Genomic DNA, 16,548 nt, shown 5'->3' with positions numbered 1-16,548 from the left:
GCCTGTCTGTGGGGAAGCCTGCTGCCCCGTTGTTGGCGGTTCGGGCGGTTCGAGTTCACGCTAGATCCGGGCGAGCCGCTCCAGGACCCCGACCGCGGCGGCGATGTCGTCGGTGAGGGGCCGGTCGTCGACGCTCTCGTCCAGCACCTCCGACGCCATCTCGAAGGCGTCGCGCACCGGCAGGTCCACCAGGTCCGCCTCGCGCATCCGCAGCGCCCGCACCGCCGCCACCAGCTCGCAGCCGAGCACCTGCTGGTAGGCCGCGCACGCCGCCGTCGCCGCGCGGGCCGCCTGCGTCGAGAAGCTCGCGTGGTCCTCGATGCCACGCGACACCACGGCCGTGCCGAGGGTCGCCGGGAGCGCCGCCTGGCGCAGCTCGGTCAGCGCGTCGTGCGCCACGTACTCGAGGATCATCACGCCCGAGCTGCCCGCCGGGCCCGCCGCGAGGAACGGCCGCAGCCCGGTGAACTCCGGCTCCACCAGGTCGCCCAGCCGCGCCACCGACAGCTCCGCCACCTGGTGCACGGTCGCGCGGGCCTGGTCCAGCGCCGTCGAGACGTACGCCGTGTGGAAGTGCGCGTGGTGGTAGGCGTCGCCGTGCACCGTCGAGATCATCGGGTTCTCGGTGCTCGCGTTGATCTCGACGGCGAGGACGTCGCGCAGGTAGTGGATCGCGTCCAGCGCCGGGCCCTGCACCTGCGGGAACGCCCGCAGCCCGAACGGGTCCTGGATGCGGCGCCCCGGTTTCGGCGTCTGGTGCATGCCCAGCAGCCGCCGCATCTCCGCGGCGCAGGCGACCTGCCCTGCGTGCGGCCTGGCCTCGTGCACCGGCGTCGCGTAGGCCTCGGGGTTGCCGTCGAGCGCGACGTACGTCAGCGCCGCGACGGCGTGGCTCGCCCGGGTCAGCGCGTCCAGCCGCATCGCCGCCAGGGTCGCTTCGGCGAGCGTCGCGGCGTTGCTGCTCATGAACGCGAGCGCGTCGCCGGCGTGCACCGGCACCGGCGGCACGTGCCCGGTCACCCACGGCCGCTGGCCGGTGAGCGCCAGCGCCGTCTCCGCCAGCGGCGCGAGGTCGCCGGTGCCGATCGCGCCGAGCCGGTGCACCAGCGGCAGCGCGCCGGTGCGGACCGCCTCGGCCAGCGCGCCGATCAGCTCGGGGCTGATCCCGGAGCGGCCGGAGAGCAGCTGGTTCAGCCGGATCAGCATCATCGCCCGGATCTGCCCGGCCGGCAGCACGTCGCCGCTGCCGCCCGCGTGGCTGCGCAGCAGGCGCAGCCCGTGCTCCTGCGAGCTCTCGACGGTGTCGTCCTTGTTGGCGCCGACACCGGTGGTCCGGCCGTAGACCACGCGGCGCGTGCTCAGATCTTCGGCGAGCTTCCACGCGTGCTCGGCCGCGCGCTGCGCGGCGATCGAGACGTCGATGCCCAGCGGGCCCTCGGTGCGCGCCGCCGTCACGACGTCCGCGCACCTGAGGGTGCGGCCGTCCACCCGGATCAAAGGCAGCCTCCTTTCGACTGCCCTCACTATGCGGCTAGGGCCCGGCCGGCGGCCAGGGCGGCCTCGGCCAGTCCCAGCGCGGGACCGGTTCGTGCGGGTTCGGCTCGGCGCCCGGAGCCGAGAAGAGGACGGCCAGCCTGCTGCCCCACTCGACGTAGCCGGCGAAGGCCGCGCGGAACTCGGGGTCGGCGGGGAGGCCCGCCTCGTCGGCGGCGTCGAGCAGCAGCGACACCCACCGGCGGCGCTGCGGCTCGGTGATGCCGCGGCCGAGGTGGCGGCCGATCATGTGGGCGTGCCCGCCGTGGCTTTCGCTGTAGGCGGGCGGGCCGCCGAAGACCTCGCCGAGCCAGACCGCGACGTGCTCGGCGTGGTGCGCGTCCATGCCGCGGAAAACGGGCTCGAGCTGCGGGTCTTCGAGGACGTGGCGGTAGAAGATCGTCAGGAGGCGGACGAGGGCTTCGCGGCCGCCCGCCCAGTCGTAGAGGGACGGGGTGGTGGTTTCGAAGCGCTCGGGTTCGCCGTCGGGCGTGAAGCCTTCGATGCCGCCGAACGGCGACGGGGCGCGCACCAGGTACCGGCCGGGCGCGCGCTCGACGTGGTGCCCGGCCGCGGCCTTCTCGAAGTCGGCCCGCGCGGCTTCTGGCACGGTGTAGCGGACGTAGTCGACGATCACCCGGCCAGGCAACCAGCGGCCGGGCGGTGGCGGCAAGCACGTACTTTCCGGTGCGTAGGGAGAACGACGTGAAGCGGTACCACTGCGCGACGGAACTGGCGGTCGACCTGATCGGCGGCAAGTGGAAGCCGGTCATCCTGGCGCACCTCAAGGAAGGCGCCCACCGCTACGGCGAACTGCGGCGCCGCGTGCCGGGCGTCAGCGAGAAGATGCTGACCCAGCAGCTGCGCGAGCTGGCGGCGGACGGCCTGGTGCGCCGGGTCGAGTTCGACGGCCGGGTGCCGCGGGTCGAGTACCACCTGACGGCGGTGGGGGAGGAGCTCCGCCCCGCGCTGACGGCCCTGTACGAGTGGGGCGAGCGCCGCGCGGCGGAGCGCGGGATCACCTTCGAGCCGGCGCCCGACCACCCCTGACGCCGCCCCGGCCGGCCGGCTCGAGCGGCCCCCCGGAGGTCTTGAATGAGTCATTCAGGACCTCCGGCGTCCTGAATGACTCATTCAGGACTTCAGTCGAGCCCGCCGAGGCGACGATCCACCGCGTCGACCCCGACTTTTGCCGGAGCCCTGCCGTCCGACGACAGGAATGAGTCATTCACGGCATCGGCGGCGGGTCGGTCTCCTCCAACCGGCGCTCCAGCGCGTCGAGGCGCTCGGACCAGAACTGCCGGTACGGCGCCAGCCACGCGTCCACCTCCGCCAGGGGCTCCGGCCGCAGCGCGTAGCACCTTCGCTGGGCCGCCACCCGGACCGTCACCAGGCCCGCCTCCCGCAGCACCCGCAGGTGCTTCGAAACCGCAGGCTGGCTGAGTTCCAGCTCGTCGACCAGCTCGCCGACCGAGCGCTCGCCGTCGCGGAGGAGGTCCAGGATCGTGCGGCGGCGGGGCTCCGCCAGCACCTCGAACGTCTGCATCACCCCCGAAATGTGCTCCGCCGGGCATATTCCTGTCAAGGAATGCACGGCCGGGCCGTCCATCGTGGAGCCGCTTGGTCTGAACCATTGACCTAATGGTCTAGTCCACTTACGGTGGTGTGGTCCCCACCACTCCGGCAACGCAGCCGTGAGTAATTCTCCGGAGGGAGAAGGCATGTCCCGTTTCCGCAGGAAGAGCTTCTCGGCGCTGCTGGCCGTGGCCGCCGCCGCGGGCCTGGTCGCGGGGGCCGCGACCGCCCCGGTGGCCACCGCCGCCACCGAGACCGCCCAGGCGTCCGTCGGCAAGGTCGTCGGGTACTTCACCGAATGGGGTGTCTACGACCGCAACTACCACGTCAAGAACATCGAGACGTCGGGCTCGGCGAGCAAGCTGACGCACATCAACTACGCCTTCGGCAACGTGACGAACGGCGGCTGCGCGATCGGCGACGCCTACGCCGACTACCAGAAGACCTACGACGCCGCGGGCAGCGTGGACGGCGTCGCCGACACCTGGGACCAGCCGCTCGCCGGCAGCTTCAACCAGCTGAAGAAGCTCAAGGCCAAGCACCCCGGCCTCAAGGTGATCTGGTCGTTCGGCGGCTGGACCTGGTCCGGCGGCTTCGGGCAGGCCGCGCAGAACCCGGCGGCCTTCGCGGACTCCTGCTACAACCTCGTCAACGACCCGCGCTGGGCCGGCGTCTTCGACGGCATCGACATCGACTGGGAGTACCCCAACTCCTGCGGCCTGAGCTGCGACACCAGCGGCGCGGCGGCGTACAAGAACCTGATGGGCGCCCTGCGCGCCAAGTTCGGCTCGCAGCTGGTCACCTCGGCGATCACCGCGGACGGCACCGACGGCGGCAAGATCGACGCGGCCGACTACGGCGGCGCCGCCCAGTACGTCGACTGGTACAACGTGATGACCTACGACTACTTCGGCGCGTGGGCCGCGCAGGGCCCGACCGCCCCGCACTCGCCGCTGACCAGCTACGACGGCATCCCGACCGCGGGCTTCCACTCCGACGCGGCGATCCAGAAACTGAAGGGCAAGGGCGTCCCGTCGGACAAGCTGCTGCTGGGCATCGGGTTCTACGGCCGCGGCTGGACCGGCGTCACGCAGGACGCCCCGGGCGGCACCGCCACCGGCCCGGCGCCGGGCAAGTACGAGCAGGGCATCGAGGACTACAAGGTGCTCAAGTCGTCCTGCCCGTCGACCGGCACGGTCGCCGGCACCGCGTACGCCAAGTGCGGCAGCAACTGGTGGAGCTACGACACCCCGTCGACCATCGCCGGCAAGCTGAGCTACGCCAAGCAGCAGGGCCTCGGCGGCGCGATGTTCTGGGAGCTGTCCGGTGACACCACCGACGGCGAGCTGATCACGGCCGTCGCCAAGTAGGACTCCGGTGCGGCCGGCCGCGCGCGGTGCGCCGGCCGCACCGGGTTTCACACCGCCCCGGCGGGCGGGTGCTCCGCCGCGGCGCGCAGCAGTTCGGCGAGCACCCCGATGTCCACATCGGACAACCGCTTGAACCGCACGCAGCTCTTCCCGACCGACGCCCCGTTGAGCCGGTCGGCGAACAGTTCCGGCAGGTACCGGTCGCCTGCCACGCACGAGACGTACAGCGAGATGGAGCTCTTGCGGCTCGCCAGCGACACGGTCGCCGCGTCGCCTTCGCGGCCCGACGCGTACCGGTAGTGGTAGCGGCCGTAGCCGGGCACGCCGAACTCCATCGTCGGCGCCAGGTCCGGCGCGCACTCGCGGATCAGCTCGTGCAGCGCCCGCAGCTCGCCGCGCCGTGGCTCGGCGAGCGCCGCGAAGTACTCCTCGTGCGTCATGCCCGGGGACGCTACGCCGGGGGACCGACAATTCCTGTCGGTGCTCGCGATTAGGGTCCCCACCGTGAAGTTCAGCGGATTCGGCGAGTACGCCGTCGACTTCTTCGACGGCCTCGTGGAGGACAACTCGAAGCCCTACTGGGACGACCACGTCGAGACGTACAAGTCCGACGTCCGGGCCCCGATGGAGGCGCTGCTGGCGGAGCTCGCGCCCGAGTTCTCGGACGGCTTCGGCGACCCCAAGGTGTTCCGCCCCTACCGTGACGTCCGCTTCGCCAAGGACAAGACGCCGTACAAGACCCACTGCGGCGCGGTGATCGAGCAGGGCCGCGGCGGTGGCGCGTACTACGTCGAGGTCGGCCCGGAGGGCCTGCGCGTCGGCGGCGGCTGCTTCCACCTGGCCTCCGACCAGCTCGCCCGGTTCCGGAAGGCCGTCGACACCGAGCTGCACGGCGAAGCGCTCGAGAAGATCCTCAAGAAGCTCGAGAAGTCCGGCTGGGAGGTCAAGGGCGACCGGCTGAAGTCGAAACCCCGCGGCTTCGACGCCGATCACCCGCGGCTCGACCTGCTGCGCTACCGCTCGGTGTACGCGGTGCGGGCCTGGGAGCCGGACGACGTCCTCCACGAGCGGGGCGCGCTCGATCGGGTGAAAAAGGCGTGGCGGCAGCTGCGCGAGTTCAACGACTGGGCCCGCGACCGCGTCGGCCCCAGTGAGCTGCCCCGGCGCTGACACCTGGACAGGACAGGTTTCTGAACAGTTTTCTTGAACTTTTCGGGATCGGTACAGACGAACGCCCGGCGAGGGACTACGCTGTGCGAACGTGAGCCGACGCGCGAAGATCGTTTGTACCATGGGCCCCGCCACCGCTACGCCGGAGAAGATGCGGGCCCTTGTCGACGCTGGCATGGACGTGGCCAGGATGAACTTCAGCCACGGCAGCCACGGCGACCACAAGGAGGTCTACGACCTCATCCGGAACGCCGCCGCCGAGAGCGGCCGGGCGGTCGGCGTCCTCGCCGACCTGCAGGGTCCGAAGATCCGGCTCGGCACGTTCGCCGGCGGCCCGGTCGAGTGGCACAACGGCGACATCGTCCGGATCACCGTCGAGGACGTCGCCGGCACCCACGACCGGGTCTCGACCACCTACAAGGGCCTCGCCCGGGACGCCAAGCCCGGCGACCGCCTGCTGGTCGACGACGGCAAGGTCGGCCTGGTGGTCAAGGGCGTCGAGGGCCCGGACGTCGTCTGCGAGGTGACCGAGGGCGGTCCCGTCAGCAACAACAAGGGCGTCTCGCTGCCCGGCATGGACGTCTCCGTCCCGGCGCTGTCCGAGAAGGACATCGAGGACCTCGAGTTCGCCCTCGAGCTGGGCGTGGACTTCGTCGCCCTGTCCTTCGTCCGCTCGCCGGCCGACATCGACCTGGTCCACCAGGTGATGGACCGCGTCGGCAAGGGGCGCCTGCCGGTGGTCGCCAAGATCGAGAAGCCCGAAGCCGTCTACAACCTCGAAGCCATCGTGCTGGCCTTCGACGCGGTGATGGTCGCCCGCGGCGACCTGGGCGTCGAGCTGCCGCTGGAGCAGGTCCCGCTGGTGCAGAAGCGCGCCATCCAGATCTGCCGCGAGAACGCGAAGCCGGTCATCGTCGCGACGCAGATGCTCGAGTCGATGATCAACAACTCCCGGCCGACCCGCGCCGAGGCCTCCGACGTCGCGAACGCGGTGCTCGACGGCACCGACGCGGTGATGCTGTCCGGTGAGACCAGTGTCGGCCGGTACCCGATCGAGACGGTGCAGACCATGGCCCGGATCGTCGAGGCGGTCGAGACCGACTCGCCGATCGTGCCGCCGCTGACCCACGTCCCGCGCACCAAGCGCGGCGTGATCTCCTACGCCGCCCGCGACATCGGCGAGCGGCTCAACGCGAAGGCGCTGGTCGCGTTCACGCAGTCCGGCGACACCGTGCGCCGCCTGGCCCGGCTGCACACGCGGCTGCCGCTGCTGGCGTTCACGCCGGAGGACTGCGTCCGCAGCCAGCTGTCGATGACGTGGGGCACCAACACCCACATCGTGCCGCGGGTGGACTCGACCGACCAGATGATCCAGCAGGTCGACCACGCGATGCTCGAGATGGGCAAGTACCAGAAGGGCGACCTGGTCGTCATCGTGGCCGGTTCGCCCCCGGGCACCGTGGGCTCGACGAACCTCATCCACGTGCACCGGCTCGGTGAAGACGACCACGCTTGAGAGACCGACCACCCGGTATGGGCCTAAGGTCCGAGCATGACTGAAATGGCCAGGACGGCCGCCACCGAACTCGACCAGCCAGGTGGCGGCCAGCCGGTGCTCGACCGCCTGATCGCCCTGCTCGACCTGGAAAAGATCGAAGAGAACATCTTCCGCGGCGTCTCGCCCGCCCACTCGCCGGTGCGGGTGTTCGGCGGGCAGGTCGCCGGCCAGGCGCTGGTCGCGGCCGGGCGCACGGTTCCCGAGGAACGCCGGGTGCACTCGCTGCACGCGTACTTCATCCGCGGCGGCGACCCGAGCGTGCCGATCGTCTACGAGGTCGACCGGATCCGGGACGGCCGTTCGTTCACCACCCGCCGCGTCGTCGCGGTCCAGCACGGCAAGGCGATCTTCTCGCTCTCGGCCTCGTTCCAGAAGGACGAGCCCGGCATCGAGCACGCCGAGACGATGCCCGAGGGCATCCCCGCGCCCGAGACGCTGCCCACGCTGATGGAACGCGCCGAGGGCTACGCGATCGGCGCGCACAGCCGGCCGCGGCCGATCGACGTCCGCTACGTCAACGAGCCGCCGTGGATCACCCGCGAGACCGGTGAGCGGCCCGCGCGCAACCAGGTGTGGATGCGCGCCGACGGGAAGCTGCCCGAGGACCAGTTGCTGCACGTGTGCGTGCTCACCTACGCCTCGGACATGACGCTGCTCGACTCGGTGCTCGCGCGCCACGGCGTCTACTGGGACACCGACAAGGTGCTCGGCGCCAGCCTCGACCACGCGCTGTGGTTCCACCGGCCGTTCCGCGCCGACGAGTGGTTCCTCTACGACAGCGCTTCGCCGACGGCGTCCGGCGCCCGCGGCCTCGCCACGGGCCGGTTCTTCGCCGAAGACGGCACGCTCATCGCGACGGTCGTCCAAGAAGGGCTTCTTCGCGTCCTCTGAACACGGCGCGGAAATCACCCCTACGGGCGACAAATTGGCGGAATATCCCTCTCCGCAAAAGGGCAGTCTGCCCGGTGGAGAGGGCCGGGACCGATCGGGGGACGGCCCCGGACCTCTTCTCCCGATGATCACGCGGCGAGCCGCGGATCCATCGTCTACGCTGCTCAACAGGGCCGGGCGGGGACTGGGGGCGGAACCGCCGGGCCTCGCCCGTGTCCTGGGCAGCGCAGGCCGCGAGCATACAAGAGCATTCTGCAAATTGCAGATTCCGCCCCGGCTGCCCGGGCGGGAATAGTGCCGGTGTTATTGCACGACCCTCGTGGTTGGATACTGGCAGCGACCGAACGGCTACGAAGCCGTCGACATCCGGAGGTGCGCGATGGCAAGGGGACAGAGCCCCACGGTTCGCCGCCGGAGGCTCGCGGGTGAGCTGCGACGGCTGCGCGAAGCCGCCGACCTGACCATCGACGAGGTCGGCGAGAAGCTCGAATGCTCCGCCTCGAAGGTCAGCCGCATCGAAACCGGCCACGTCGGCGTCACCCCGCGTGACGCCCGGGACATGCTGGCCCTCTACGGCATCACCGGCGACGAGCAGGAAGCGCTCGTCCAGCTGGCCAGGGAGGCCCGCAAGCGCGGCTGGTGGCACGCCTACAACGAGGTCTTCACCGGCACCTTCGTCGGGCTCGAGGCCGACGCCAGCTCGCTGCGCGCGTTCCAGGCGCTGCTGGTGCCCGGGCTGCTGCAGACCGAGCGGTACGCCCGCGCGGTGATCCGCGCGCTGCGGCCGGACGCCGAGGAAGCCGAGATCCGCCGTCGCGTCGCCGCCCGGATGGCGCGCCAGGAACTGCTGTCGGAGACCCCGCCGCCGGAGTACTGGGCGGTGATGGACGAGGCCGTGCTGCGCCGGGTGGTCGATGGTCCCGAGGTGATGGCCGAGCAGCTCTACCGCATGGTCGCGCTCGCCGAGAAACCGAACGTGACCGTCCAGGTCGTGCCGTTCGGCGCCGGCGCGCACCCCGGCATGGAGGGCCCCTTCCTGATCATGGGCTTCCCCGAGCAGGCCGACCCGGACGTCGTCTACGTCGACGACAGCACGTCCAGCGGCCTTTACCTGGAGGAACCCACAGACGTCCGGCGCTACGGGCTGATGTTCGACCATCTGCGCGCGGCCGCACTGAAGCCGGACGACTCGGTGGATCTGATCGCCGAGGCCGCCGGACGGTTCGCCGAACTGGCTGCCGTGCCGGCACCGGTGCACCACCTGGAACCGAGGACACAGTAAGGAGTGGGGACCATGGAAGCAGATCTGTCCGGGGCGCGGTGGCGCAAGAGCAGCCACAGCGGTGGCGGCAACGACTGCGTCGAGGTCGCGTTCGTCGACGGCGGCGCCGCGGTGCGCGACTCGAAGGACCCCGAAGGGGGTGCTTTCCGCCTGCCCGCGTCGGGGTGGCGGGGGCTGCTGGCCGCGGTGCGGACCGGCGGCCAGACGCACGACTGAGGTCGTCCGCGAAGACCCCTTACCCCCGCCGAGCTGGGCTCGACCGGGAGTAAGGGGTCTTTTCGCGTCCAGGGCTGCGTGATCACCCGATGCCTGAGCCGTCCCCTCAGGACGAACCTGAGTACTACCAAACCGGAGCACTCGGGAACCAAGGGGAACACGATGCACAGCGATCTGATGCTCGACGCGGTCCGCGCCGAAGCGGCCTACCGGGCCGAGGAACTGCGGAAGGCCGGGCGCAGCGCCTGGGCCGTCCACGCCCGCCGCGCCGTCCGGCACTTCCGGGCCGCGCGCACCGCCGTCGACGTACCGGCGCAGCAGCGCCGCGAGGCCTCGCGGGAGACCGCGGGCGTCGGCGAGACCGCCCGGTAGGGGCGGAGTGATGGTGTCCAAGGCGATAAGCAGTCGGAAACTGTCGGTGGGGTGAGCAACAATGCTCCTCGTGCCCCGACTCGGCTCCGGAATCCCGCTCGTCGCCCGTACCCACGAGATGCGGCGGCTCCGCGCCGCCTTCGCCAGGGCTGAACGTGGCGAAGCCGGCGCGGTGCTGCTCTCGGGGGACGCCGGGGTCGGCAAGACCCGGCTGCTGACCGCGCTCGGCGAACACGTCGGCGGCTGCGGTGCGCTGGTGCTCACCGGCCGCTGCATCGACGTCCGCGAAGGCGGTCTTCCTTATCTTCCGTTCGCCGAGGCGCTCGCCCCCCTCGGCGTGGCGACGGACGCGGCGGTCGCGGCCGCGGTGCGGGCCCGGCCCGCGCTCGGGCGGCTGCTGCCGCAGGGGCAGGGTTTCGAGGAGCCGCGGGCGGCCGAACACCCGCCGATGACCTCGAACGACCGGGAGACCATGGTGCGTCCCCGGCCCGAGCAGGACCTCGGTCAGCTGCAGTTGTTCGACGCGGTACTGGGGGTGCTGACCGAGGTCGCGGAGTCGCGCCCGGTGGTGATCCTGCTGGAGGATCTCCACTGGGCCGACGCGTCGACCCGCAACCTGCTGTCCTTCCTGCTGAGCCGGCTGCGCGCGCAGCGGCTGCTGGTCGTGGGCAGCTACCGCGAAGAGGACGTCCACCGGCGCCACCCGCTGCGCGGACTCCTCTCGGAACTGGTCCGGCTCGCCACCGTCGAGCGCGTCGACCTGCACCCCTTCGGCGCCGCCGACGCCCGCAAGTTCGTCGAAGCGCTGGCCGACGAGCCGCTGCCGGCCGACGTCGTCGCCGACATCGTCAGCCGCTCCGAGGGCAACCCGTTCTTCGTCGAAGAGCTGCTCGCCACCAAGACCGAGTGCAACGACCTGCCCGCCGGGCTGGCCGAGGTGCTGCTGTCCCGGCTCGAGCGGCTCTCGCCGGACACCCGCCGGGTGGTCCGCGTGATCTCGGTGGCCAACGAGCCCGTGATGCACGCCGCGCTGGCGGAGATCTCCGGGCTGGGGGAGCTGGAGCTCGACGAGGCACTGCGCGAAGCCGTCCAGCACCACGTGCTCGTGGTGCTCTCCGACGGTTCCTACACGTTCCGGCACGCGTTGCTGCAGGAAGCGGTGTACGGCGACCTGCTGCCGGGGGAGCGGTCGCGCACGCACGCCGCGTACGCCGCGCGGATCCAGGCCCGGCCGCAGGGCCGCGGGCACGACGCGAAGCTGGCCTACCACTCGATGCAGAGCAGCGACCTGGTCACCGCGCTGCCGGCGCTGCTGCGCGCGATGGACGAGGCCGAGAAGCTGGGCGCGCCCGGGTCGGCGCTGCAGCACGTCGAGCAGGCGCTGTCCATCTGGGACGCCGTCCCGGCCGCGGGCCGCCCCGAGGGCTACGACGAGCTGCGGCTGCTGCACGAGGCCTCGTACTTCGCGGGCACGTCCGGCGAGCCCGAGCGGGCGGCGGCCTTCGCGCGGTCGGCCACCCGGGCCCTGACCCCGGAGACGCCGGCGGACCGTGCGGCGAAGACGTGGCGGCGGCTGGCCGAGGCGCTGCTGGCCCTGGAGGGCACGCTCGACGAGGCGACGGCCGCCATCGACCGCGCCTGGGACCTGGTGAAGGACGGCGGGCCGAGCGGGACGCGGGCGTGGGTGCTGGCCAGCCGGGCCGGGTTCCTGCGGATCCTCGACAAGCCCGAGGAGGCGCTGGACAGCGCGCTGAGCGCGGTCGCCGACGCGCAGGCGGCCGGCGCGGCGGGCGCGGAGGCGTCGGCCCTGGTCACCTTGGGCACGCTGGCCGATTCCGCGGGCGACGCCGCCGAGGCCCGCGAGCGGCTGCGGCAGGCCGAACGCAAGGCGCGCGACGCCGGGGCGCTGAACACCGAGATCCGCGCGACCTACTTCCTGGCGCTGAGCCACGACGACCAGGGCGAGTTCGCCGAGGCGCTGGCCCACGCGGCCCGCGGCGTCGCGCGCGCCGAGGAAGCCGGGCTGAGCTGGAGCGTCTACGGCCTGGAGCTGCGGGCGCGGCAGCTGATGCTGCGCTACCTGATGGGCGACTGGCCGGACGAGAGCGCCGGGCGGGCCGGGCGCGGGGTGTCCAGCGCGGTCGCCGCGCGGATCCTGGCCATCTGGTCGCTGTTCCTCGTCGGCCGGGGCCGGTTCGACGAAGCCGCGAAGCTCGTCGCCGGGCAGCGGCAGCACTGGACGGCGGACATGCAGATCCCGCTGTCGGTGGGTGGCGCCGGGATCGAGCTGGCGAACTGGCGGGGCGAGCACGCCGAAGCGGTGCGCCGGGCCGAAGACCTCATCGGCTGGCTGGAACGGATCGAACCCGGCCTGCTGGCCGGCATCCGGGTGGCCGCGCTCGGCGTCTCCGCCGCGGCCGCGCTGGCCGCCGACGCCCGGGTCCGCGGGGACGCGGCGACGGCGGACGCGGCGGTGGCGGCGGGTGAACGGATGCTGGCCCACGGCCGCATGTGCTCGGTCGTCGGGCAGCCGCGGTCGGGCGAGCTCGGGCCGGAAGGCCGGGCGTGGCTGGCCCGGCTCGAAGCGGCGGCGTCCTGCCTGACCGGCCGGGGCGACGCGGCGAAGTGGGCGGTCGCGGCGGAGGCGTTCGGCTACGGCGCCGTCTACGAGCAGGCGATTTGCCGCTGGCACGAGGCCGAAGCGCTGCTGGCCGGCGACGCCGGCGCGGGTGAGGCGCTCGAAGCGGCCCACGCGGTCGCCGTCCGGCTGGGGGCGATCCCGCTGCGCGACGCCGTCCGGGACCTGGCGCACCGCGCCCGGGTCGAGCTGGCCGGGGTCGAACCGGCCGCGCCGGCCCGCACGGTCACCGACCCGCTGACCGACCGCGAGCGGGACGTCCTCGAGCGCGTCGCGCTGGGCCGCACCAACCGGCAGGTGGGGGAGGAGCTCTACATCAGCGAGAAGACGGTGAGCGTGCACCTGTCCCGGGTGATGGCGAAGCTGGGCGCGAGCCGTCGTGCGGAGGCCGTGGCGATCGCCTACGACCGGGGCCTGCTGACCGCCCCGGCCTCCGAACACGCGTGAGGGGCCTCAGCGGGGGAGGCGGCGCAGGGCCTTGAGGCCGAACGTCATCCCGCGCGACCACAGCGAACCCGGCACCGCGCGCGGCGGCCGCAGCGCCAGCCCGCGCTGCAGCGCGATCGACTGGGACTCGGTGTACTTCAGGAGTCCTTCGGCGCCGTTGCGGCGCCCGACGCCCGAGTCCTTCATGCCGCCCATCGGCACGCCGACGCTGCCGAACGTCGCCGCGTAGCCCTCGTTGACGTTGACCGTGCCCGCCTTCAGCCGGGCGCCGACCTCCCAGCCCGCGCGGCCGTTGCGGGACCAGACGCTGGCGTTGAGCCCGAACGGCGTGTCGTTGGCCTGGTCGATCGCCTCGGTGACGTCGGTGTAGCCGTAGATCGAGACGACCGGCCCGAAGGTCTCGTCCGCGAACGGCAGCATGCCCGGGGTGACACCGGAGAGCACCGTCGGCTCGTAGAACAGCGGGCCGAGGTCGGGCCGGGCGCGGCCGCCGGTGAGCACCGAAGCGCCCTTCTCGCGCGCGTCTTCGACGTGCGCCGACACCGTCGCGAGCTGGTCTTCCGACGTCAGCGAGCCCATCTGGGCCTGGTAGTCGAGCGCGCCGCCGAGCTTCAAGGCCGCGGTCTTCGCCACGAACGCGCGGGTGAACTCGTCGCGGATGTCCTCGTGGACGTAGATCCGCTCGACCGACACGCACAGCTGGCCCGCCGAGGAGAAGCACGCCGTCACCGCGCCGGTCGCGGCCTTCGCGACGTCGGCGTCGGGCAGCACGATCATCGGGTTCTTGCCGCCGAGCTCCAGCGAGTACGACGTCAGCCGCTTGGCCACCTGCCCGGCCAGTTCCTTGCCGGTCGGCGTGGAGCCGGTGAAGCACAGGTAGTCCGACTCCTCGACCAGCGCGGTGCCGATCTTCGAGCCGCGGCCGAGCACGATCTGCCAGGTCCCGGCGGGGAGCCCCGCCTCTTCGGCGAGCTCGTGCAGCCACAGCGCCGAGAGCGCGGTCTGGTTGTCCGGCTTCTGCACGACGGCGTTGCCCGCGGCCAGGGCAGGCAGGACGTCCATCGCGGTCAGGGCGAGGGGGTAGTTCCACGGCGAGATGATCCCGACGACGCCCTTGGGGTGCCGGATCTCCCCGGCGCGGGTCAGACCGGGGATGACACCCGCGACGCGCCGCGGGGCCAGGATCTTGGCCGCGTGCTTGCCGTAGTAGGCCGCCACCAGTGCGGTCGCGCTGACTTCGTCGAACGCGTCGAGCCGGGCCTTGCCCGCTTCGACCTGGACCAGGTCGAGCACCTCGTCCTGGCGGGCCAGCACCAGGTCGTGCAGGCGGGTGAGCACGCGGGCGCGTTCGGCGGGGGAGTGCTCCGCCCACGCGCGCTGGGCCGTGCGCGCGTGGCCGAACACCGAGCGGACGTCGGCGTCGGTGGCCTGCGGCAGGGTCGCGATCGGCTGCCCGGTGAAGGGCGCGCGCATCCGGACCGGCGCCGAGTCCGCCCCGCCGGCCACGCGGGCGACGAGCTGGGCCGCCCGAGCCGAGCCGGGCGCCCCGGCGACGCCGCCGACGGTCGGGGGCAGCGGGGTTTCTTCGACCGTGTTCGCGGGGGTCGTGCTGGTCATGACGTCTCCGTTCCGCGGCGTCCGGAGTCCGCGCGACGCCGCGCAGGGGTTACCGACGAGTACACCATACCGTCGGTACGTCAGATGTCCAGTCTGATGTGAATATCTTTCATGTATTGGGCGGGTTCAGCGGCGGGAGCTGGTAGGTCGGCTCGGTCGGCTCCTGCTTCGGCGGCGGGTGGGCCTGGGTGGCGCCGCCGTAGGCGTCGTCGAGCCGCGACGACAGGTCGCCGGACACGGGCTCGTCGTCGGTCCGGTCGGGAGCCGGCTGTGCGGGCGCGCCGCCGTAGGGCTGGGCGCCGAAGGGCTGCTGCGGTTGCGGTGTGCCGTGCGCCGGGGTGGGCGGCTGCTGCGCGGGGAAGGGCTGGGACTGCGGTCCGGCCTGGGGTTGCGCCGGGAAGGGCTGGGACTGCGGTGCGCCGTACGGCCCGGCCTGGGGCTGCGCCGGGAAGGGCTGGGACGGTGGTGTCCCGTAACCCTGGCCGCCGTAAGCCTGCCTCGGGAACTGCGGCGCGCCGGGGTACTGCTGCGGCGGCACCGGATACGGCCGCGACTGCTGCTGCGGGTACGGCCCCGGCGGCCCGCCGGGACCGGCCGCGGCGGGGGCCCGCCGTCCGGCCAGCACCGCGAACACCAGCGCCACCAGCGCGACCGCCCCGCCGCCGAGCAGCAGCCAGAACCCCGTGCCGGTCGCGTAGTGCGACTGGATCGTGCCCTCGCCGGACTCGTAGCTCAACGTCGCCGAGACGTCCATGCCGAGCATCCACACCGCCGCGGCCACCCCGGCGCCGCCGGCCACCAGCGCCGTCCGGGCGCCGTCGCGGACGCCCGCGCCCGCCGAGCGGCGCCGTCCCGCGAAGGCCAGCCCGGCCCCGGCCAGCAGCACCACGGCGCCGGCGGTGAGCGGGATCCCGTAGCGCGCGACGTGGGTGTTCTCGTAGAACTTCTTGGCTTCCTCGCCGGGTTCGACGGAGAACGACCGCGACCATGCGCTGATCGTCTGGCTGCTCTCGCTCTTGCCGTCGACGACCTGCTCGAACGACGTCTGCGGCAGGAACGACCCGGCCACCACCAGGGCCGCGGCCACGGCGCCGAACATCCCGGCGAGCAGCCGGGAGAACCCGCCCGGATCGGCGGGGGGCCGGGCGGGCGGCGGACCGTAGGGGTACGGCTGCGGAGCGGCGGTCATGGTGGCTCCCCTCTGTCCGGGGGATTGGACCACGATTCCGGCGCCGCGGATAAGGGGTTCGTCAGCTCGGAGCAGCGGCGGCGTCCTGGTAGAGCAGGACGGCGATGCGCTTCCACTCCTCGAGGAGCTGGCGGCGCCGGTCCGGGTCGCCGCCGAGTTCGGCGTCCAGCGCCAGCCCGCGCGTGAGGTTGACGGTGAGCCAGAACAGCATTTCGGCGCGCTCGGGCGGGAGTTCGCCGGCGACCTGGGTGACGTGCTCCAGCGTGGCGCGCCCGAGCGCGCGGTCGACCGGGCGGATGGCCGCGCGCAGCTCGGGGTCGGTGCGGGCGGCGACCCACAGCTCGGTGACGGCGGTCGAGAGCGTGCCCGAGTAGCCGGTCCACAGCAGGTCGATCGCCGCGGCGACGCCGGTGCCGCCGCCGGGCAGCTCGTCCAGCGAGGCCGCGAGCCGGCGGCGCAGCTTCGTCGTCAGGTGCTCCACCGCGGCCGCCATCAGCTCGGCCTTCGCGGTGAAGTGGTGCTGCACCGCGCCCTTCGAAACGCCCGCGCGGGCGCAGATCTCCTGGACCGACGTGCGCGCGTAGCCGACGTCCACCAGGCAGTCGATGGTCGCGTCGAGCAGCGCGGTGCGAGTCTGTTCGCGCCGCTGCGCCTGGGTCCGGTGCGCCGTCGAGGGCACTTCGGCCTCCC

Annotated in this window: 16 protein-coding genes; 9 read left to right on the top strand and 7 right to left on the bottom strand. The window is 72.6% G+C overall.

The annotated features are described in order from the left end of the window. Positions 1-60 precede the first annotated feature (60 nt). Both SD460_RS37685 and SD460_RS37680 read right to left on the bottom strand, forming a co-directional pair. Positions 61-1,497 carry an aromatic amino acid ammonia-lyase gene (locus SD460_RS37685; protein ID WP_318307427.1) on the bottom strand — a complete coding sequence of 479 codons (1,437 nt, stop codon included), beginning with the start codon at positions 1,495-1,497 and terminating at the stop codon, positions 61-63. A 34-nt stretch (positions 1,498-1,531) separates the two neighbouring features. Then, positions 1,532-2,170 carry a group II truncated hemoglobin gene (locus SD460_RS37680; RefSeq protein WP_290061052.1) on the bottom strand — a complete coding sequence of 213 codons (639 nt, stop codon included), beginning with the start codon at positions 2,168-2,170 and terminating at the stop codon, positions 1,532-1,534. A 68-nt stretch (positions 2,171-2,238) separates the two neighbouring features. Between SD460_RS37680 and SD460_RS37675 the strand changes: the two genes are divergently transcribed. After that, positions 2,239-2,583, top strand: coding sequence for a winged helix-turn-helix transcriptional regulator (locus SD460_RS37675; protein ID WP_290061051.1), 345 nt, complete (start codon positions 2,239-2,241; stop codon positions 2,581-2,583). A 178-nt stretch (positions 2,584-2,761) separates the two neighbouring features. On the opposite strand, the gene SD460_RS37670 is transcribed toward SD460_RS37675, so the two are convergent. Beyond that, positions 2,762-3,079 (bottom strand): ArsR/SmtB family transcription factor, encoded by a 318-nt coding sequence (locus SD460_RS37670; RefSeq protein WP_290061055.1) that lies wholly within the window; start codon positions 3,077-3,079, stop codon positions 2,762-2,764. Positions 3,080-3,254: 175 nt separating this feature from the next. Here SD460_RS37670 and SD460_RS37665 point away from each other — a divergent pair, with 175 nt between their 5' ends. Then, positions 3,255-4,478: a glycoside hydrolase family 18 protein gene (locus tag SD460_RS37665; protein WP_290061050.1), complete on the top strand. Its 1,224-nt coding sequence runs from the start codon at positions 3,255-3,257 to the stop codon at positions 4,476-4,478. Between the two features lie 47 nt (positions 4,479-4,525). Here SD460_RS37665 and SD460_RS37660 read toward each other — a convergent pair whose 3' ends face one another. Beyond that, positions 4,526-4,918, bottom strand: coding sequence for a DUF1801 domain-containing protein (locus SD460_RS37660; protein ID WP_318307426.1), 393 nt, complete (start codon positions 4,916-4,918; stop codon positions 4,526-4,528). 64 nt (positions 4,919-4,982) lie between these two features. Between SD460_RS37660 and SD460_RS37655 the strand changes: the two genes are divergently transcribed. The 7 genes from SD460_RS37655 (at position 4,983) to SD460_RS37625 (ending at position 13,052) form a co-directional block, all read left to right on the top strand. Then, positions 4,983-5,648 carry a DUF2461 domain-containing protein gene (locus SD460_RS37655; protein ID WP_290061048.1) on the top strand — a complete coding sequence of 222 codons (666 nt, stop codon included), beginning with the start codon at positions 4,983-4,985 and terminating at the stop codon, positions 5,646-5,648. A 91-nt stretch (positions 5,649-5,739) separates the two neighbouring features. After that, a complete protein-coding gene (gene pyk, locus SD460_RS37650; protein ID WP_290061047.1) occupies positions 5,740-7,164 on the top strand; it encodes a pyruvate kinase in 1,425 nt (474 codons plus the stop codon). Between the two features lie 36 nt (positions 7,165-7,200). Beyond that, positions 7,201-8,097 (top strand): acyl-CoA thioesterase II, encoded by an 897-nt coding sequence (gene tesB / locus SD460_RS37645; RefSeq protein ID WP_290061046.1) that lies wholly within the window; start codon positions 7,201-7,203, stop codon positions 8,095-8,097. 379 nt (positions 8,098-8,476) lie between these two features. Next, positions 8,477-9,379, top strand: coding sequence for a helix-turn-helix domain-containing protein (locus SD460_RS37640; protein ID WP_290061045.1), 903 nt, complete (start codon positions 8,477-8,479; stop codon positions 9,377-9,379). 12 nt (positions 9,380-9,391) lie between these two features. Further along, positions 9,392-9,595, top strand: coding sequence for a DUF397 domain-containing protein (locus tag SD460_RS37635; protein ID WP_290061044.1), 204 nt, complete (start codon positions 9,392-9,394; stop codon positions 9,593-9,595). 162 nt (positions 9,596-9,757) lie between these two features. Continuing rightward, complete coding sequence (locus tag SD460_RS37630; protein ID WP_290061043.1) at positions 9,758-9,967, top strand: hypothetical protein; 210 nt, start codon at positions 9,758-9,760, stop codon at positions 9,965-9,967. 61 nt (positions 9,968-10,028) lie between these two features. Beyond that, a complete protein-coding gene (locus tag SD460_RS37625; RefSeq protein WP_318307425.1) occupies positions 10,029-13,052 on the top strand; it encodes a helix-turn-helix transcriptional regulator in 3,024 nt (1,007 codons plus the stop codon). A 6-nt stretch (positions 13,053-13,058) separates the two neighbouring features. Here SD460_RS37625 and SD460_RS37620 read toward each other — a convergent pair whose 3' ends face one another. The 3 genes from SD460_RS37620 to SD460_RS37610 form a co-directional block, all read right to left on the bottom strand. Continuing rightward, positions 13,059-14,669, bottom strand: a complete 1,611-nt coding sequence (locus tag SD460_RS37620) for a succinic semialdehyde dehydrogenase (protein ID WP_290056991.1) — start codon at positions 14,667-14,669, stop codon at positions 13,059-13,061. 109 nt (positions 14,670-14,778) lie between these two features. Further along, positions 14,779-15,858 (bottom strand): hypothetical protein, encoded by a 1,080-nt coding sequence (locus SD460_RS37615; RefSeq protein WP_318307424.1) that lies wholly within the window; start codon positions 15,856-15,858, stop codon positions 14,779-14,781. Between the two features lie 61 nt (positions 15,859-15,919). After that, positions 15,920-16,537: a TetR/AcrR family transcriptional regulator gene (locus tag SD460_RS37610; protein WP_318307423.1), complete on the bottom strand. Its 618-nt coding sequence runs from the start codon at positions 16,535-16,537 to the stop codon at positions 15,920-15,922. Positions 16,538-16,548: the final 11 nt, after the last annotated feature.

Origin of the sequence: Amycolatopsis solani (assembly GCF_033441515.1) — a bacterium.
Classification (GTDB): domain Bacteria; phylum Actinomycetota; class Actinomycetes; order Mycobacteriales; family Pseudonocardiaceae; genus Amycolatopsis; species Amycolatopsis solani.
The sequence above is the reverse complement of the archived record's forward strand: the minus strand, read 5'-3'. Positions and strand labels throughout refer to the sequence as shown.